Below are 14305 nucleotides of genomic sequence, written 5' to 3' on the forward strand. Positions count from 1 at the left end.
GGCATCACGGCACGACGTCGTCGCCGACTTCGGCGGCCACGTGGCCCACGTCGCCCCAATCCAGCACCTGCCATTGGCGGCCCTCTACGCCGACCCGGTTGATGCTGACATTGAGCAGCGCGGCGTCGCGCGGCGCATTCAGCGGCACGCCGCTGGCATGGCGCCAGATGATGTCCAGCACACCGCCGTGCGTGAACATCAGGATGCGCTCGCCGTCGTGGCGGCTGGCAATGTCATCCACGGTGGAGATCACGCGCGACTGGAACTGGCCCAGCGTTTCGCCGCCGTCCAGCGGGCGCAGCGGATCGCGGCTTTTCCAGGCGGCAGCGGCTTCGGGCGCCAGCACGTCGATGCGGTCGTGATCCAGGCCTTCCAGCACGCCAAAGCCGCGCTCGCGGATGCCGGGCTCGACGCGCACGCGCAGGTCCAGTTGCTCGGACACCGGCACGGCGGTGGCGTGGGCGCGTTGCAGATCGCTGCTGTAGATGGCGTGGATCGGCGTGTGGCGGGCTTCTTCGCGCAGGCGCGCCGCCAGCAGGCTGGCCTGGTTGCGGCCGAATTCGTTCAGCGGGATGTCTTTCCAGCCTTGCAGGCGGCGTTCGCGGTTCCAGTCGGTTTCGCCGTGGCGGATGAACCAGATTTCAGTCATTGCAATATCGATACGGTGGGGAAAGGGCGCGGGCCCGGCTCAAAGCGGGTCGGGCGCGATCGGCGCGCGCGGCTTCCAGATGGCTTGAATGACCGAGCTTAACGCGACCAGCGCGGGCTCGCTAGCGCGTTCGTAGGGCAGGATGAAGCCCAGCATGGCGTCGGCGCGCGCCTGGCCCCAGACGATGAAGTCGTTCGAGGCCGCACCGGCCAGCGCGGTTTCCTCGCGCAGCAGCGCGCAGCCGGCGCCCGCCCGCACCAGCGCTTCCAGGTTGGCCTGGTCGTCGTGCTGCATGGCCACGCGCGGCGACAGGCCGTGGCGTTCGAACATGTCGCGCAGCAGCAGGTGGGTATGGCTGCCGGCCGGGCCGTCCAGCCACGGCAACTGTGCCACTTCGCGCCAGCCGCCGCGCTTGAGCACCGCGGCCTGTTCCTTGGGCAGCGCGATGCGGTAGCGCACGCTGCGCAGCGGCTGCCACAGCACCCCGCGCGGCGGGTGCGCGGCAATCGTCAGCGCCGCCGGCAAGCGGCCGGTGCTGACCTGTTCGGCAAGCGTGGCGGTGGGCAGGGTCTGCGTCTTCAGTTCGATCAGCGGCAGCCGCTGGGCAATCGCCGAGGCCAGTTCCCCCAGCCGCAGGAAGTCGGGCTTTTCGCTGGGCACGCCCAGTTCGACCACGCCCTGCAGGCTGCCCTGCAACTGCTGCGCTTCGGACTTGAACTGCGCGCCCAGCACCAGCAGCGATTCTGCCGTGGGCAGCAGCATTTCGCCGGCCTTGGCCAGCGCCAGCCGCCCGCCGCTGCGATCGAACAGGGCAACGCCCAGGCTTTGTTCCAGGGCCTTGATCTGCCCGGTGACGGCGGGCTGGGTCAGCGACAGGGCTTCGGCGGCCTTGGTCAGGTTGCCCAGCCGGGCCACCGTGACGAAGGCGCGTATCTGATAGATTTCCATGGCGCCTTTGTAGGGGAACCGGCGTCAGGCGGCAAGCAGCCGCACTTGGGTCGGCTCCAGCCCGATCGACACCGGCGCCCCCACCGGAAACGGCGACAGTCCTGCCAGGTGCGACTGGTCGGCCGTCAGGCGCTGTTCGCCCACCTGCACCTGGTAACGGGTGAATTCGCCCAGGAACTCGCTGCTTTCCACCACGCCCGGCAGCCACACGTAGCGTGCATCGCCCAGCCCGTCGGCCATTTCGATCTGCACCGTGTGCGGCCGGAAGCTCGCCGCCAGGCGCTGCGCCGTGGGGGCTTCGGCCGCCAGCGGCAGATGCAGGTCGCCCACGCCTTCCACCGCCAGCACCACGCTGCCGCTGGTGCGCTCGCGCACATTGCCTTCCAGCACGTTCATGGTGCCCACGAAGTTGGCCACGAAGCGGTTCACCGGATAGTCGAACAACGTGCTGGGCGCGCCGATCTGCTGCACCACGCCATGGTCCAGCACGGCCATGCGGTCGGCGGTGGTCATCGCCTCTTCCTGGTCGTGCGTCACGAAGATGGTGGTGATACCCAGTCGCCGTTGCAGGCTGAGCAGGTCCTGGCGCATCTGCACGCGCAGCTTCTTGTCCAGGTTCGACAGGGGCTCGTCCAGCAGCAGCACTTGCGGTTCGATCACGATGGTGCGGGCCAGCGCCACGCGCTGCTGCTGGCCGCCGGACAGCTGGTTGGGCCGGCGGCGGGCGTACTGCGACAGGCCCACCAGTTCCAGCGCGGCCTCGACCTTGGCGCGAATCTGGTCGCGCGGCAGCTTGCGTTCGACCAGGCCGAACGCCACGTTGTCCCACACGGTCATGTGCGGCCACAGGGCATAGTTCTGGAACACCATGCCGATGTTGCGATTCCAGGGCGGGATGCCGCTGATGTCCTTGCCGTCGACCAGCAACTGGCCGGCGTTCTGGCGGTTGAAGCCCGCGATCAGGCGCAGCAGGGTCGATTTGCCCGACCCCGACGGCCCCAGCAGGGCGAAGAACTCGCCGGGTTCGATGCTGATGTTGACGTCCTTGAGCACTTCCGTCTTGCCGTACGACAGGCGGATATTGCGGCATTCAACGCTGACTTTCTTCATGTTGTTTCCCCTTGGTTCAAGCCTCGTCGCCGCGCGCCGGACGCTGGCGCGCCTGGGCGCGTTCCACCAGCAGGTGCGAGACATACGTGCCGACGGCCACGGCCACCACCGCCAGCACCCCCAGCGCGGCCCCGGGCCCTCGGCCCGCCGCGCTCTGCATGTACAGATAGATGCCGTAGCTCATCGGCGCCTGGCTGTCCTTGGTGACCAGCATGATGGTGGCCGACAGCTCGACTGCCGCCGTCACGAAGCTGGTCACGAAGCCGGCCAGCATGCCGCCGGCCATCAGCGGCACGACCACCCGGCGGATGGTGCGCATGCGGGTCGCGCCCATGGATTGCGCGGCCTCTTCCAGCGACACGTTGATCTGCTGCAGCGAGGCCACGCAGGAGCGCAGCGCATACGGCAGCCGCCGCACCGAGTACGCGATCATGATGATGATCCACGACGAGGTCAGCAGCGTGCCGGTGCCGGGAATCTCCACGCCGCGGAACGTGCGCAGCAAGCCGATCGCCAGCACGATGCCGGGAATCGCCAGCGCGGCGGAGGCCAGGAAATCCAGCCACTGGCGGGCCGGCAGGCGGGTGCGCAGCATCAGGTAGGCGATGGCGGTGCCCAGGATCACGTCCACGCCCGCGGCCAGGCCGCAATACAGCAGCGTGTTGGCGATCATGCCCTGCGACTCGCTGAACACGGCGGCGTAGTGCGCCAGCGTGTAGCCGTCGGGCAGCGGCGCGAAGCTCCAGACGCTGGCCAGCGACAGCAGCAGCACCCCCATGTGCGGCGACAGCACCAGCAGCAGCACCAGCGCGATCCAGCCATAGGCCAGCGTGCTCTCCAGCGGCCGAAGCTTGCGCTTCTGGATCGAATTGCCGCCCTTTTGCAGCGTGGAATAGTCGCGGCCCTTGAGCACCCGCGCCGACAGCCACAGCGCCAGGATCGAAAACGCGATCATGATCACGCTGATCACATAGCCCAGCGGATCTTCCAGGCCCACCTGGGTGATGCGCAGATAGGCCTGCGGCGCCAGCATGTTGGTGGTGCCCAGCACCAGGGGCGTGCCCAGGTCATCGAACACCTTCACGAACACCAGCGACGTGCCTGCCACGTAACCGGGCAGCGCCAGCGGGAAGATCACGCGGCGAAACAGCCGGAATCCGCGCGCCCCCAGGTTGAAGGCCGCTTCTTCCATGGCGCCGTCGATGTTGCGCAGCGCCACCACCAGGTTCATCAGGATGAACGGGAAGTAGTGCAGGGCCTCGACGAAGATCACGCCGTTCAGCCCGTCCATGAACGGGATGGTGAAGCCGAACCAATCGTTCAGCAGCAGGTTCACGCTGCCCGAGCGGCCGAAGATCAGCTGCATGGCCACGGCGCCCACGAAGGGCGGCATGATCAGCGGCAACACGCCCAGTGTCTGGATGATGAGCGCGCCGCGAAAGTCGAAGCGCACCGTGAAATACGCCAGCGGCACCGCGATCAGCGAGGCCAGCAGGGCGGACCAGCCCGCGACGTAGAGGCTGTTGAAGAAGGCCTCGCGCATCAGAGGCTGGTTGAAGAAGGCGCCGAAATGGCCCGTGGTGAAGCTGCCGTCCGCATTGACGAACGCCGTGTAGAACACGGTGCCCACCGGCACGGCCAGGAACAGCGCCAGGAAACCCAGCACCAGAAGCGCGGCCAGCACGGGGCCGGCGGGCAGGCGGGTATGGCCCGGAAGATTCATCGAGATTCCCGTTGTGGTTGAAGACAGGCGGTGCCCGCCGGCCTGCGGCAAGGGCCGGGCCGGCGGTCACGCAGGCGGGGCGAGCCCCCCGCCCGGCAGGTCCTGCGTTACAGCGCTGCCGCTTCCCGCGCCAGCTTCACGGCCTGCTCATAATTGCTTTTGGCCGTGCCGTTCCATTCGCCTTCCAACTGTGTGATCTGCTGGTTGACCGCCGCGTCCTTCTTGTTGCCGCTGAAGATCTTCAGGAAGGCGGGGTCGGCGGCTTTGTTGCCATCGACAAGCGGGGCCCACGCCAGCTTGCGCGCCTGTGCCAACAGTTCGGCCGGCTTGCCGCTCTTGGCCTTCTCGCCCAGCTTGGCCTCGGCGTCGTAGATCGCCTTGGTGGCCGCCTGCAATTCCTTCAGTCGGAACGTGACGGTCTGGTCATACAGCGACTGCACCACGTAGTAGCGCGTCTGCGACAGGTCGGCGTTGAACTGGACCTTGCTGCGTCGCGCGATCTCGGCCGGGTCCGGATAGCCTTGCGGCACCTTGCCGGCCAGCGCCGAATACGGCAGCACGGGCAGGCGCGAGATCTTGGGTTCCAGCAGCAGTTCCTGGCCAGCCTGGCTCAGCGTGAAGGCGATGAACTTCTTGCCTTCCTCGGTGTTCTTGGCGCCATCGATCAGCGCGATGTTGGCCGGCACGATGGCCGTTTCCGATGGGTAGACGAATTCCACGGGGAACTTCGAATACTTGCTCGACAGGCCGAAGAAGTCGATGACCGGGCCCGCGCCGAACTGGCCATTGTTGACGCCGTCCGGCACGCCGAACGAACGCTCGGTGACCGCGCTGCTGTTGCCCGACATGCGCAGCAGGGTGTTCCAGCCGTCGTCCCAGCCTTCACCTTGCAGGATGGTTTCCACGGTCAGGTGCATGGTGCCCGAGCGCGACGGCGACGTGATGCCGACGTGGCCGAACCACTGCGGCGCCAAGAGGTCCTTCCATTCGACCGGCGCGGGAATGTTGTGGGCCTTGATGTAGCGCGTGTTGTAGACGATGCCGTAGCCGGCCAGCGCCTGCCCCAGGTACATGCCGCCCGGGTCGTTGATGGGGTAGTTGCCGATCTTGTCCGGCACGTCCTTGTTGGCTACGTCCGATGACTTGGCCAGCAGCTTGTCGCGGCCCAGCACCTCGAACGCGTCGGGGGCGCTGGCCCAGAACACCTCGGGGCGTTGGCCGGCCGGCGTTTCGCGCACGTAGGCGATGCCGGACACGGTGTTCTTGTTCAGGATTTCCAGCGTGATGCCCGGGTTGGCTTTCTCGAACGCGGTCTTGTAGGCCTGGGTCAGGTCTTTCGGGAACGAGGTGATGACCGTGACGGTGCCCGCCAGGGCCGGCGCCGCGCAGGCGGCCAGCAGCGCCCCTGCAAGGGCTGTGCGCATTGCATGCATGGTTTGTCTCCGTGGTTTTTTGATTTGTCCGGAGACCTTAAAGGCTGCGCCCGCCACGCGTCCAATCAGAAATTTTGATGCGCGTCATCAGCCGCGGCGTCGCGTACCGCAATGCCGGGGCAGGCAAAAGGGGCGGGGGGCACGCCCGCAGGCGCTTACGCGCGCGTAGCTGCGCGGGCTGCGGTCTGTGCCGCCTTGGCCTGCAGTTCCATGACTTTCTGGATCTGGCCCATGATCTGCATGGCCTGGGAGTTCAGCGCCTGCAGCTGGGTCGCCTTCTGTTCGGCGGAGGCGTTGCTGGCGCGCACGCGCTCGATCTGTTCCATGATCCGCTTGAGCTGGCGTTGCAGCTCCTTGATCTGGCGCGTGTAGGTGTCGTCGTTGTCGGAGGACTCTGTCTCCTTGGACTGACCCACTTTCATGGCGCCGGCATTCGATACCCGGACTTTGCCGTCGGGCGTCACGGTGACGCCCTGGCTGTCATCCTTGGCATCCTTGGCTTCCTTGTTGGCCTGAATCTTCTGCGCCCACAGGTCGGCGATGCTGCCGATGCGCGAGGTGCCGCCGATGGAATTGATGGCCATGAGGATCTCCAGGAGGAAGAATGACTGGGGTTTCCACTAATACGGCATTCTGACCGGGAACTTAAGTTGCCGCCCGTTCCCGCCCCCCTTTACACTGGCGCCCGCTCACACCAATCACCCCCGGGGAATCCATGTCCAATTCCTATTTTCCGCGCTGGCGCCTGGCCGACGACGCCGAGCCCGGTGTCATCATCGCGCCCGATGAACGGCTCTCCTGGCCCAAGAACGTGGCCATGGGGGCGCAGCACGTGGTGGCGATGTTCGGCTCCACCGTGCTGGCGCCGCTGCTCATGGGCTTCGATCCCAACGTCGCCATCCTGATGTCGGGCATCGGCACCCTGATCTTCTTCCTGTTCGTCGGCGGCCGGGTGCCCAGCTACCTGGGGTCCAGCTTCGCCTTCATCGGCGGCGTGATCGCCGTGACCGGCTACGCTGGCGGCGGCGCCAATGCCAATATCGGCGTGGCGCTGGGCGCCATCATCGCCTGCGGCCTGGCCTACACGCTGATCGGCGTCATCGTCTGGATCGTCAACGCCCGCGCGGGCGGCGGCGCCAACTGGATCGATACCTTGATGCCGCCGGTCGTGACCGGCGCGGTGGTCGCGGTGATCGGCCTGAACCTGGCACCCATCGCCGCCAAGGGCGCCATGGGCGCCTCGGGCTTTGACAGCGTCATGGCGATTGTCACCATCGTGTGCGTGGGCGGCATCGCCGTCTACACCAAGGGCATGGTGCAGCGCCTGCTGATCCTGGTCGGCCTGATCCTGGCCTGCGTGGTGTACGCCATCTGCGCCAATGGCCTGAACCTGGGCAAGCCCATCGACTTTTCCGCCGTGTACGCCGCGGCCTGGTTCGGGCTGCCGCATTTCGCGGCACCGGTCTTCAAGGCCGAGGCGATGGGCCTGATCGTGCCGGTCGCCATCATCCTGGTCGCCGAGAACCTGGGCCACGTCAAGGCGGTCAGCGCCATGACCGGCCAGGACCTGGATCGCTACCTGGGCCGCGCCTTCGTCGGCGACGGCGTGGCCACCATGGTGTCGGGTGCGGTGGGCGGCACCGGCGTCACCACCTACGCCGAGAACATCGGCGTAATGGCGGTCACTCGCATCTATTCGACGCTGGTGTTCGTCATCGCGGCCCTGATCGCCATCGTGCTGGGCTTCTCGCCCAAGTTCGGCGCCTTGATCCAGACCATCCCGGCTCCCGTGCTGGGCGGCATGTCCGTCGTGGTGTTCGGCCTGATCGCCATCGCCGGGGCTCGTATCTGGGTCGTGAATCAGGTCGACTTCAGCGACAACCGCAACCTGATCGTGGCCGCCGTCACGCTGGTGCTGGGTGCGGGCGACTTCACCGTCAAGCTGGGCAACTTCACGCTGGGCGGCATCGGTACCGCCACCTTCGGCGCGATCATCCTGTACGCGTTGCTGCGCCGCAAGAAACAGGGGTAGGGCGGCAGGCCCGGACCCGGCGACGGGTAGCCGGCACGGGCCAGGGGGGGCTGCTGGCAGGCCCGGGCCGGCATAGCGCCCGCCCAGGCCCACGCTGTGTCACGGCCGCGATAGCCGCGAGGCCGGCGCCCGGCCCGTCACCCGTACCGGCGCCGCCTCGATCACCTGGCCCGACTGGGTCTTGAACACCGCGGTGGCCTCCGACAGGCGCCGCGCCTGGTCTTCCATCGCCGACGCCGCCGCCGAGGCCTCTTCCACCAGCGCGGCGTTCTGCTGCGTCACCTCGTCCATCTGCGACACCGCCAGGGTGACTTGGTCGATGCCGCCGGCCTGCTCGGCCGACGCTGCCGAGATCTCGCCCATGATGTCGGCCACCCGCTGCACCGAGGTCACGATTTCCTCCATCGTCTGGCCGGCGGCCGACACCTGCGCCGATCCTGCCGCGACCGTGTCGACCGAGGTCTCGATCAAGGCCTTGATCTCCTTGGCCGCCTGCGCCGCGCGCTGGGCCAGCGTGCGCACTTCGCCAGCCACCACCGCGAAGCCCTTGCCCTGTTCGCCCGCCCGCGCCGCTTCCACGGCGGCGTTGAGCGCCAGGATGTTGGTCTGGAAGGCGATGCCGTCGATCACCGAAACGATGTCGGCGATGCGGCGCGAGCTGTCGGAAATGCCCTGCATCGTGGCCACCACCTGGCCCACGCTATGACCGCCGCGTTGCGCCACTTCCATGCTCACCGCGGCCAATTGGTTGGCCTGGGCGGCGTTCTCGGCGTTCTGCTTGACCGTGGCGGCCAGCTGTTCCATGGTGGCCGCCGTTTCCTCCAGCGCCGCCGCCTGCTCTTCGGTGCGGCTGGACAGGTTGGCGTTGCCCGCGGCAATCTCGGCCGCGCCGACGTTGATTTCCTCGACGCCCTGGCGCACCGTCGTCACCGTTCGGGTCAGCCCGTCCTGCATCCGCCTGACCGCCGAAAACAGCAGTCCGATCTCGTTGTTCGAGCGGGCGTCCACGCGCTGGGTCAGGTCGCCCGCGGCAATGCGGTCGAAGTGGCGGCCCGCGTCCTGCAACGGCAGCAGCACGCCGCGGCGGATGAAGGCCCAGCACAGCACGGCCAGCAGCACGGCCACCGACAGCAGCACGATGGACGACACCCTGGCCGTCGTATACGTGTTCTGCGAGCGGTCCAGCACCCCGTCGCTGCGTTCCTGCACCCGCGCCAGGAAAACCTGCATGTCCTTGGCGAAATCCGTGTCCGACTGCCGCACGGCGCTTTCGCCTTGCTGGTAGCGGGCGACCGAACGTTCCTTCAGCGCCGAATCCAGCTCCTGCAGCGCCGCCGCGTAGGTGTTGAAGCGGCCTTGCAGCACCAGGGCCAGTTCCTGGCCGCGTTCGCTCTTGGGTACTGCCATGTAGCGGGTGAAGCGCTCGCGTGCCAGCTGCAGCTGTTCGGCGGCGGTCGCTTCGGCCGCTGCGGCCTGGTCGTTGGCACCCGCCTGCAGGTCGGCAATCCCGGCGCCCAGCGCCAGGCGGGTCCGCAGCAGGGCGCCATTGGCCTCGTACAACGGGTCGACCTGGTGCACGGCCACATTATTCAGGTCCTCGATTTCCCGCACGCTGCTTTCGGCATTCATCCAGCTCAGGCCGCAAGCCAGCGCCAGGGTCACGACGAAGCAGGCCAGCACCAGCATCATTCCCGTACGGACTTTCAGTTTTTCCAGCATGAGAGCTCCCGTTCTTGAACGCGCTCCACCGCCGGCGCGGGCCCCAAGCCCATGGGCGCTGCGGTAGAGGGGCAAACGTCGAGCCGGATGACTGCGATGCGTCCGCCCAATCTGCAACACGCACAATCGATCGATACACGCGGCGGCCGCATTATGTTTTTTGGCCGCAGCGCCCCTCGGGTCTGAATAAGGAAAATCGCCGGTTGATTCCGACTTGTATTTAATTGTTATTAATGGGCCGATTTGTCGGTTATACCTTTTTTATTGAATACAACAGGGCGTTTTTACAGAAACCCGGGGGCGTCCCGATATCCGGGTTATCGGTGAGTATCTTTTATGCAACGGCGGGACGCGGCGATGTTCCGGCGGGGCAGGGGGCGGCTTGTCGGGGACGGGTCGAAAACAAGACCGTTTTGAGAAACGACGGGTTTTAGCGGGTTACAGCGGCGAAATGCGCCGAAAACGACGGTTTCTCCGGTGGCTTGCAATTCCCGTGGACTTTGACCACAATATGGCCTTGATTGCCCCGGTTCCGACCCGAGCCGGGGTTTTGTTTTGGTCGCAGCTTGCCGCATCCGCCTGGCGAGCCGACCGGACGCCTACTGCGTCAGGTCCAAGACCTTCACACCGAGAACGCTCCGTCGGGGGCGTTTTCTACTTTTGTTTGGGAAACGACAATGTCTGCCATTCCTTTGACCGTGCGCGGGGCCGAGCGCTTGCAAGAAGAGCTCCAGCGGCTGAAAACCGTGGAACGTCCCGCCGTCATCAACGCTATCGCTGAAGCGCGCGCGCAGGGCGATCTGTCGGAAAATGCCGAATACGATGCGGCTCGCGAGCGCCAAGGTTTTATCGAGGGCCGGATTGCCGAACTTGAAGGCACGCTTTCCAATGCCCACCTGATCGACCCGTCCTCCCTCGAGGCCGAAGGCCGCGCCGTGTTTGGCGCTACCGTCGACATCGAAGACCTGGATTCGGGCGACCGTGTGACGTACCAGATCGTCGGCGACGTCGAAGCCGACATCAAGTCGAACCTGATCTCCGTGTCGAGCCCCGTGGCCCGCGCACTGATCGGCAAGAGCGAAGGCGATGTGGTCGAGGTCAAGGCCCCGGCTGGCGTTCGCGAATATGAAGTCCTGGGCGTGCGTTACATCTGACGCCTGCCAATAGCGGTAACATCAGCAAAACACCATAGCCAGAACGTAGCGTTCGTCAGGATTTCCGCGGCAACAAGGCGGAACGCTATGGTGGACCGGGCGCGTAAAGCGCCCGTTTTTGTGCCCGGGTTCTATCTTTTGGGCGACGACTTGCGGCTGGTGCCGCTGCGAGCCCCGGCCCGCAGGCTGAGCGCGCTGCCGGCGCGGCGCGGAATGCCGTGACCGCTCGAGGCCGTCTTCTTGTTGCTGGGACGCATCGGCTTGCCGTTCTTGTTCAGCTGGTCCTGGGGCACGAAGCGGGTCTTGGCCTGCTTGGGCTCTTCGGTTTCGGAACGGCGCGGACGCTTGGCCAAGGTCTTGCCTTCGGCGGCCAGCTTCTTGGGCGTATGCGGCTCGGAAGCGCGGCGCTTGGTCGAGGCAGGGCGTTCCGGTTCCATGGCGGCCAGCGCGGCGGGCTTGATATTGCCGGCCAGCGGGCGGAAAAGAATCAGGGTCTTGCCCAGGTGGTGCACGGGGGCGCAGGACAGCGTGTCGCAGATGGTCGACAGCATGGCATCGCGAGCCTCGCGGTCGTCGCCGCCGGCGCGGACCTTGATCAGGCCGTGGGAAGCGAGTGCCAGATCGATTTCCTTGAGCACGGCTTCAGTCAGGCCATTGTCGCCAATCAGGACGACGGGGCGCAAAGGGTGAGCGGCGGACCGAAGGTCGCTGCGCTCACGAGAGGTAAGTTCTAATATAGGCATGCGTGGAATTGTACGGTAATGGCCAAGAATAAATTCTCTAAAGACTGGATTCACCAGCACATCAACGATCCCTATGTGAAGATGGCGCAACAGAAGGGCTACCGGGCCCGCGCCGCCTTCAAACTGATCGAGATCCTCGACACCGAGAAACTGATGCGCCGGGGCGACCTGGTCATCGACCTGGGCTCGGCCCCGGGCAGCTGGTCCCAGGTGGCGCGCGAGCGCCTGGCCGGGCCCGGCGGCGTCGTGGACGGACGCATCATCGCGCTCGACATGCTGCCCATGGAGCCCGTGGCGGGCGTCGAATTCATCCAGGGCGACTTCCGCGAAGATGACATTTTGAAACAGTTGGAAGACATGGTCGGATCGCGCGCGGTAGACCTTGTAATTTCCGACATGGCCCCCAACTTGTCAGGCGTGGGTATCGCCGACGCCGCGCGCATCCAGCATGTGTGCGAGTTGGCGATGGAATTTTCGCTCGCCCATCTCAAGCCCAACGGGGCGCTGATCGTCAAGGCTTTCCACGGAACTGGCTTCTCGCAGATCGTGCAAAGCTTCAAGCAGCACTTCAAGCGGGTGGTCGAGCGCAAGCCGAAGGCGTCGCGGGACAAGTCCTCCGAAACCTTTCTGGTGGCCCGCGATCTGAAATAACCCATGCCGGGGCCTCGCGTCCCGGTCAGAAGAAACCCCCCGGTCGGCCACGGCCGGCCTGCCGAGACAACGACCAGCAAAATCACGAATCAGACGTAATTTAGAGGCCCCGGCTGTTCCCAGGACGCAACCCGGTCCAACAGGGTAGAATGGGCTATTGACATACTTGTGACTGTGCCATATGCGGGTGCGCGGTCGCCGGTCGGAATCGAAAGCAGGAGATCGACCTTGAATAATTCATTTTCGAAAGTCGCCGTCTGGATGGTGATAGCCCTGGTGCTATTCACGGTCTTCAAGCAGTTCGACGGACGCGCGCAGACCCAGGACGGCGTGACCTACACGCAGTTCATGGACGACGCCAAGGCGGGACGTATCCGCAAGGTGGACGTGCAAGGCGGCCCTGGCGGCGACGTGCTGTACGTCACCCCGGACGCGGGCCGTGCCTACACCCTGACCTCGCCGGGCGACCTCTGGATGGTCTCCGATCTGCTCAAGTACGGCGTGCAGGTCTCGGGCAAGCCGCGCGAAGAGCAATCGCTGCTGATGAGCATCTTCGTGTCCTGGTTCCCCATGCTGCTGCTGATCGGCGTGTGGGTGTTCTTCATGCGCCAGATGCAGGGCGGCGGCAGGGGCGGTGCGTTCAGCTTCGGCAAGTCGCGCGCCCGCATGCTCGACGAAAACACCAACCAGATCACCTTCGCCGATGTGGCGGGCTGCGATGAAGCCAAGGAAGACGTCCAGGAACTGGTCGACTTCCTGCGCGACCCCAGCAAGTTCCAGAAGCTGGGCGGTCGTATTCCGCGCGGCGTGCTGATGGTCGGCTCGCCCGGTACCGGTAAAACGCTGCTGGCCAAGGCCATCGCCGGCGAAGCCAAGGTGCCGTTCTTCAGCATTTCGGGTTCGGACTTCGTTGAAATGTTCGTCGGCGTGGGCGCGGCCCGCGTGCGCGACATGTTCGAAAACGCCAAGAAGCACGCGCCTTGCATCATCTTCATCGACGAAATCGATGCGGTGGGTCGCCAGCGCGGCGCCGGCCTGGGTGGCGGCAACGACGAACGCGAACAGACCCTGAACCAGATGCTGGTGGAAATGGACGGCTTCGAATCCGGCCAGGGCGTCATCGTGATCGCTGCCACCAACCGTCCCGACGTGCTCGACCCGGCGCTGCTGCGTCCGGGCCGCTTTGACCGTCAGGTCGTGGTGCCGCTGCCCGATATCCGTGGCCGCGAGCAGATCCTGAAGGTCCACATGCGCAAGGTGCCGCTGTCGCCCAACGTCGACGCGACCATCCTGGCGCGCGGTTGCCCTGGCTTCTCGGGCGCCGACCTGGCCAACCTGGTCAACGAAGCCGCGCTGTTCGCCGCTCGCCGCAATGGCCGCACGGTGGATATGTCCGACTTCGAAAAGGCCAAGGACAAGATCATCATGGGCGCCGAGCGCCGCTCGATCGTCATGCCCGAAGAGGAACGCAAGAACACCGCGTACCACGAGTCCGGCCATGCGATCGTTGCCCGCCTGCTGCCCAAGACCGACCCGGTCCACAAGGTCACCATCATCCCGCGCGGCCGTGCGCTGGGCGTGACCATGCAGTTGCCGGAAACCGACCGCTACAGCATGGACAAGAGCCGTCTGCTCTCGACCATCGCCGTGCTGTTCGGCGGCCGTATCGCCGAAGAACTCTTCATGGACCAGATGACCACCGGCGCCTCGAATGACTTCGAACGTGCCACGGCCATCGCCCGCGACATCGTCACGCGCTACGGCATGACCGACGAACTGGGCCCCATGGTCTACGCCGAGAACGAAGGCGAAGTCTTCCTGGGCCGCAGCGTCACCAAGACCACGCACATGTCCGAAGCCACCATGCAGAAGGTGGATTCCGAGATCCGCCGCATCATCGACGAGCAATACGGCGTGGCGCGCAAGATCCTGGAAGAAAACCGCGACAAGGTCGAAGTCATGACTGCCGCGCTGCTCGAATGGGAAACCATCGACGCCGACCAGATCAACGACATCATCGAGGGCCGCCCCCCGCGTCCCCCGAAGACGCCGCAGGGCCCGTCGGATACGCCCGACACGCCCCCGAGCGGCCTGGCAGCAGGCGGCAATACGGCGGCTGCAGTCTGAGGTCTTCCGTCCTGAG

At 65.8% G+C, this 14305-nt stretch carries 12 protein-coding genes; 4 read left to right on the forward strand and 8 right to left on the reverse strand.

Annotated features, from left to right (window positions below):
- Positions 1–4: 4 nt before the first annotated feature.
- The 6 genes from HV798_RS23105 to HV798_RS23130 all read right to left on the reverse strand — a co-directional run bounded on the left by HV798_RS23105 (position 5) and on the right by HV798_RS23130 (position 6447).
- Positions 5–649: a histidine phosphatase family protein gene (locus HV798_RS23105; protein WP_175194385.1), complete on the reverse strand. Its 645-nt coding sequence runs from the start codon at positions 647–649 to the stop codon at positions 5–7.
- Between the two features lie 39 nt (positions 650–688).
- Complete coding sequence (locus HV798_RS23110) at positions 689–1597, reverse strand: LysR family transcriptional regulator (RefSeq protein ID WP_175194387.1); 909 nt, start codon at positions 1595–1597, stop codon at positions 689–691.
- A gap of 24 nt (positions 1598–1621) precedes the next feature.
- Positions 1622–2707, reverse strand: coding sequence for an ABC transporter ATP-binding protein (locus HV798_RS23115; RefSeq protein ID WP_175194389.1), 1086 nt, complete (start codon positions 2705–2707; stop codon positions 1622–1624).
- A 16-nt stretch (positions 2708–2723) separates the two neighbouring features.
- Positions 2724–4430: an ABC transporter permease gene (locus HV798_RS23120; RefSeq protein ID WP_175194391.1), complete on the reverse strand. Its 1707-nt coding sequence runs from the start codon at positions 4428–4430 to the stop codon at positions 2724–2726.
- Positions 4431–4537: 107 nt separating this feature from the next.
- Entirely contained in the window at positions 4538–5863 is a 1326-nt protein-coding gene (locus HV798_RS23125; RefSeq protein WP_175194392.1) for an ABC transporter substrate-binding protein, read from the reverse strand.
- Between the two features lie 155 nt (positions 5864–6018).
- Positions 6019–6447: a hypothetical protein gene (locus HV798_RS23130; RefSeq protein WP_175194394.1), complete on the reverse strand. Its 429-nt coding sequence runs from the start codon at positions 6445–6447 to the stop codon at positions 6019–6021.
- Between the two features lie 131 nt (positions 6448–6578).
- Here HV798_RS23130 and HV798_RS23135 point away from each other — a divergent pair, with 131 nt between their 5' ends.
- The gene (locus tag HV798_RS23135) at positions 6579–7895 is read left to right on the forward strand and encodes a solute carrier family 23 protein (protein WP_025139568.1); all 1317 of its coding nucleotides are present in this window, start codon (positions 6579–6581) and stop codon (positions 7893–7895) included.
- 99 nt (positions 7896–7994) lie between these two features.
- On the opposite strand, the gene HV798_RS23140 is transcribed toward HV798_RS23135, so the two are convergent.
- Positions 7995–9614, reverse strand: coding sequence for a methyl-accepting chemotaxis protein (locus HV798_RS23140; RefSeq protein WP_175194396.1), 1620 nt, complete (start codon positions 9612–9614; stop codon positions 7995–7997).
- Positions 9615–10291: 677 nt separating this feature from the next.
- Here HV798_RS23140 and greA point away from each other — a divergent pair.
- On the forward strand, positions 10292–10768 hold the full coding sequence (greA, locus tag HV798_RS23145; protein WP_025139566.1) for a transcription elongation factor GreA: 477 nt from the start codon (positions 10292–10294) through the stop codon (positions 10766–10768).
- Positions 10769–10899: 131 nt separating this feature from the next.
- Here greA and HV798_RS23150 read toward each other — a convergent pair whose 3' ends face one another.
- Positions 10900–11511, reverse strand: a complete 612-nt coding sequence (locus HV798_RS23150) for a YhbY family RNA-binding protein (protein ID WP_175194398.1) — start codon at positions 11509–11511, stop codon at positions 10900–10902.
- Between the two features lie 18 nt (positions 11512–11529).
- On the opposite strand from HV798_RS23150, the gene HV798_RS23155 reads away from it, so the two are divergent.
- Together HV798_RS23155 and ftsH are read left to right on the forward strand one after the other, a co-directional pair.
- The gene (locus HV798_RS23155; protein ID WP_025139564.1) at positions 11530–12162 is read left to right on the forward strand and encodes an RlmE family RNA methyltransferase; all 633 of its coding nucleotides are present in this window, start codon (positions 11530–11532) and stop codon (positions 12160–12162) included.
- Between the two features lie 228 nt (positions 12163–12390).
- Positions 12391–14289: an ATP-dependent zinc metalloprotease FtsH gene (gene ftsH / locus HV798_RS23160; protein WP_175216579.1), complete on the forward strand. Its 1899-nt coding sequence runs from the start codon at positions 12391–12393 to the stop codon at positions 14287–14289.
- Positions 14290–14305 lie beyond the last annotated feature (16 nt).

This window comes from Achromobacter deleyi (assembly GCF_902859705.1).
GTDB lineage: Bacteria > Pseudomonadota > Gammaproteobacteria > Burkholderiales > Burkholderiaceae_B > Achromobacter > Achromobacter deleyi.

Coding starts and splice junctions, on each gene's coding strand:
- HV798_RS23155 (WP_025139564.1), top strand. CDS start 11,530: ATGGCCAAGAATAAATTCTCTAAAGACTGGATTCACCAGCACATCAAC.
- HV798_RS23135 (WP_025139568.1), top strand. CDS start 6,579: ATGTCCAATTCCTATTTTCCGCGCTGGCGCCTGGCCGACGACGCCGAG.
- HV798_RS23115 (WP_175194389.1), bottom strand. CDS start 2,707: ATGAAGAAAGTCAGCGTTGAATGCCGCAATATCCGCCTGTCGTACGGC.
- HV798_RS23130 (WP_175194394.1), bottom strand. CDS start 6,447: ATGGCCATCAATTCCATCGGCGGCACCTCGCGCATCGGCAGCATCGCC.
- HV798_RS23110 (WP_175194387.1), bottom strand. CDS start 1,597: ATGGAAATCTATCAGATACGCGCCTTCGTCACGGTGGCCCGGCTGGGC.
- HV798_RS23105 (WP_175194385.1), bottom strand. CDS start 649: ATGACTGAAATCTGGTTCATCCGCCACGGCGAAACCGACTGGAACCGC.
- HV798_RS23125 (WP_175194392.1), bottom strand. CDS start 5,863: ATGCATGCAATGCGCACAGCCCTTGCAGGGGCGCTGCTGGCCGCCTGC.
- HV798_RS23120 (WP_175194391.1), bottom strand. CDS start 4,430: ATGAATCTTCCGGGCCATACCCGCCTGCCCGCCGGCCCCGTGCTGGCC.
- HV798_RS23140 (WP_175194396.1), bottom strand. CDS start 9,614: ATGCTGGAAAAACTGAAAGTCCGTACGGGAATGATGCTGGTGCTGGCC.
- greA (WP_025139566.1), top strand. CDS start 10,292: ATGTCTGCCATTCCTTTGACCGTGCGCGGGGCCGAGCGCTTGCAAGAA.
- HV798_RS23150 (WP_175194398.1), bottom strand. CDS start 11,511: ATGCCTATATTAGAACTTACCTCTCGTGAGCGCAGCGACCTTCGGTCC.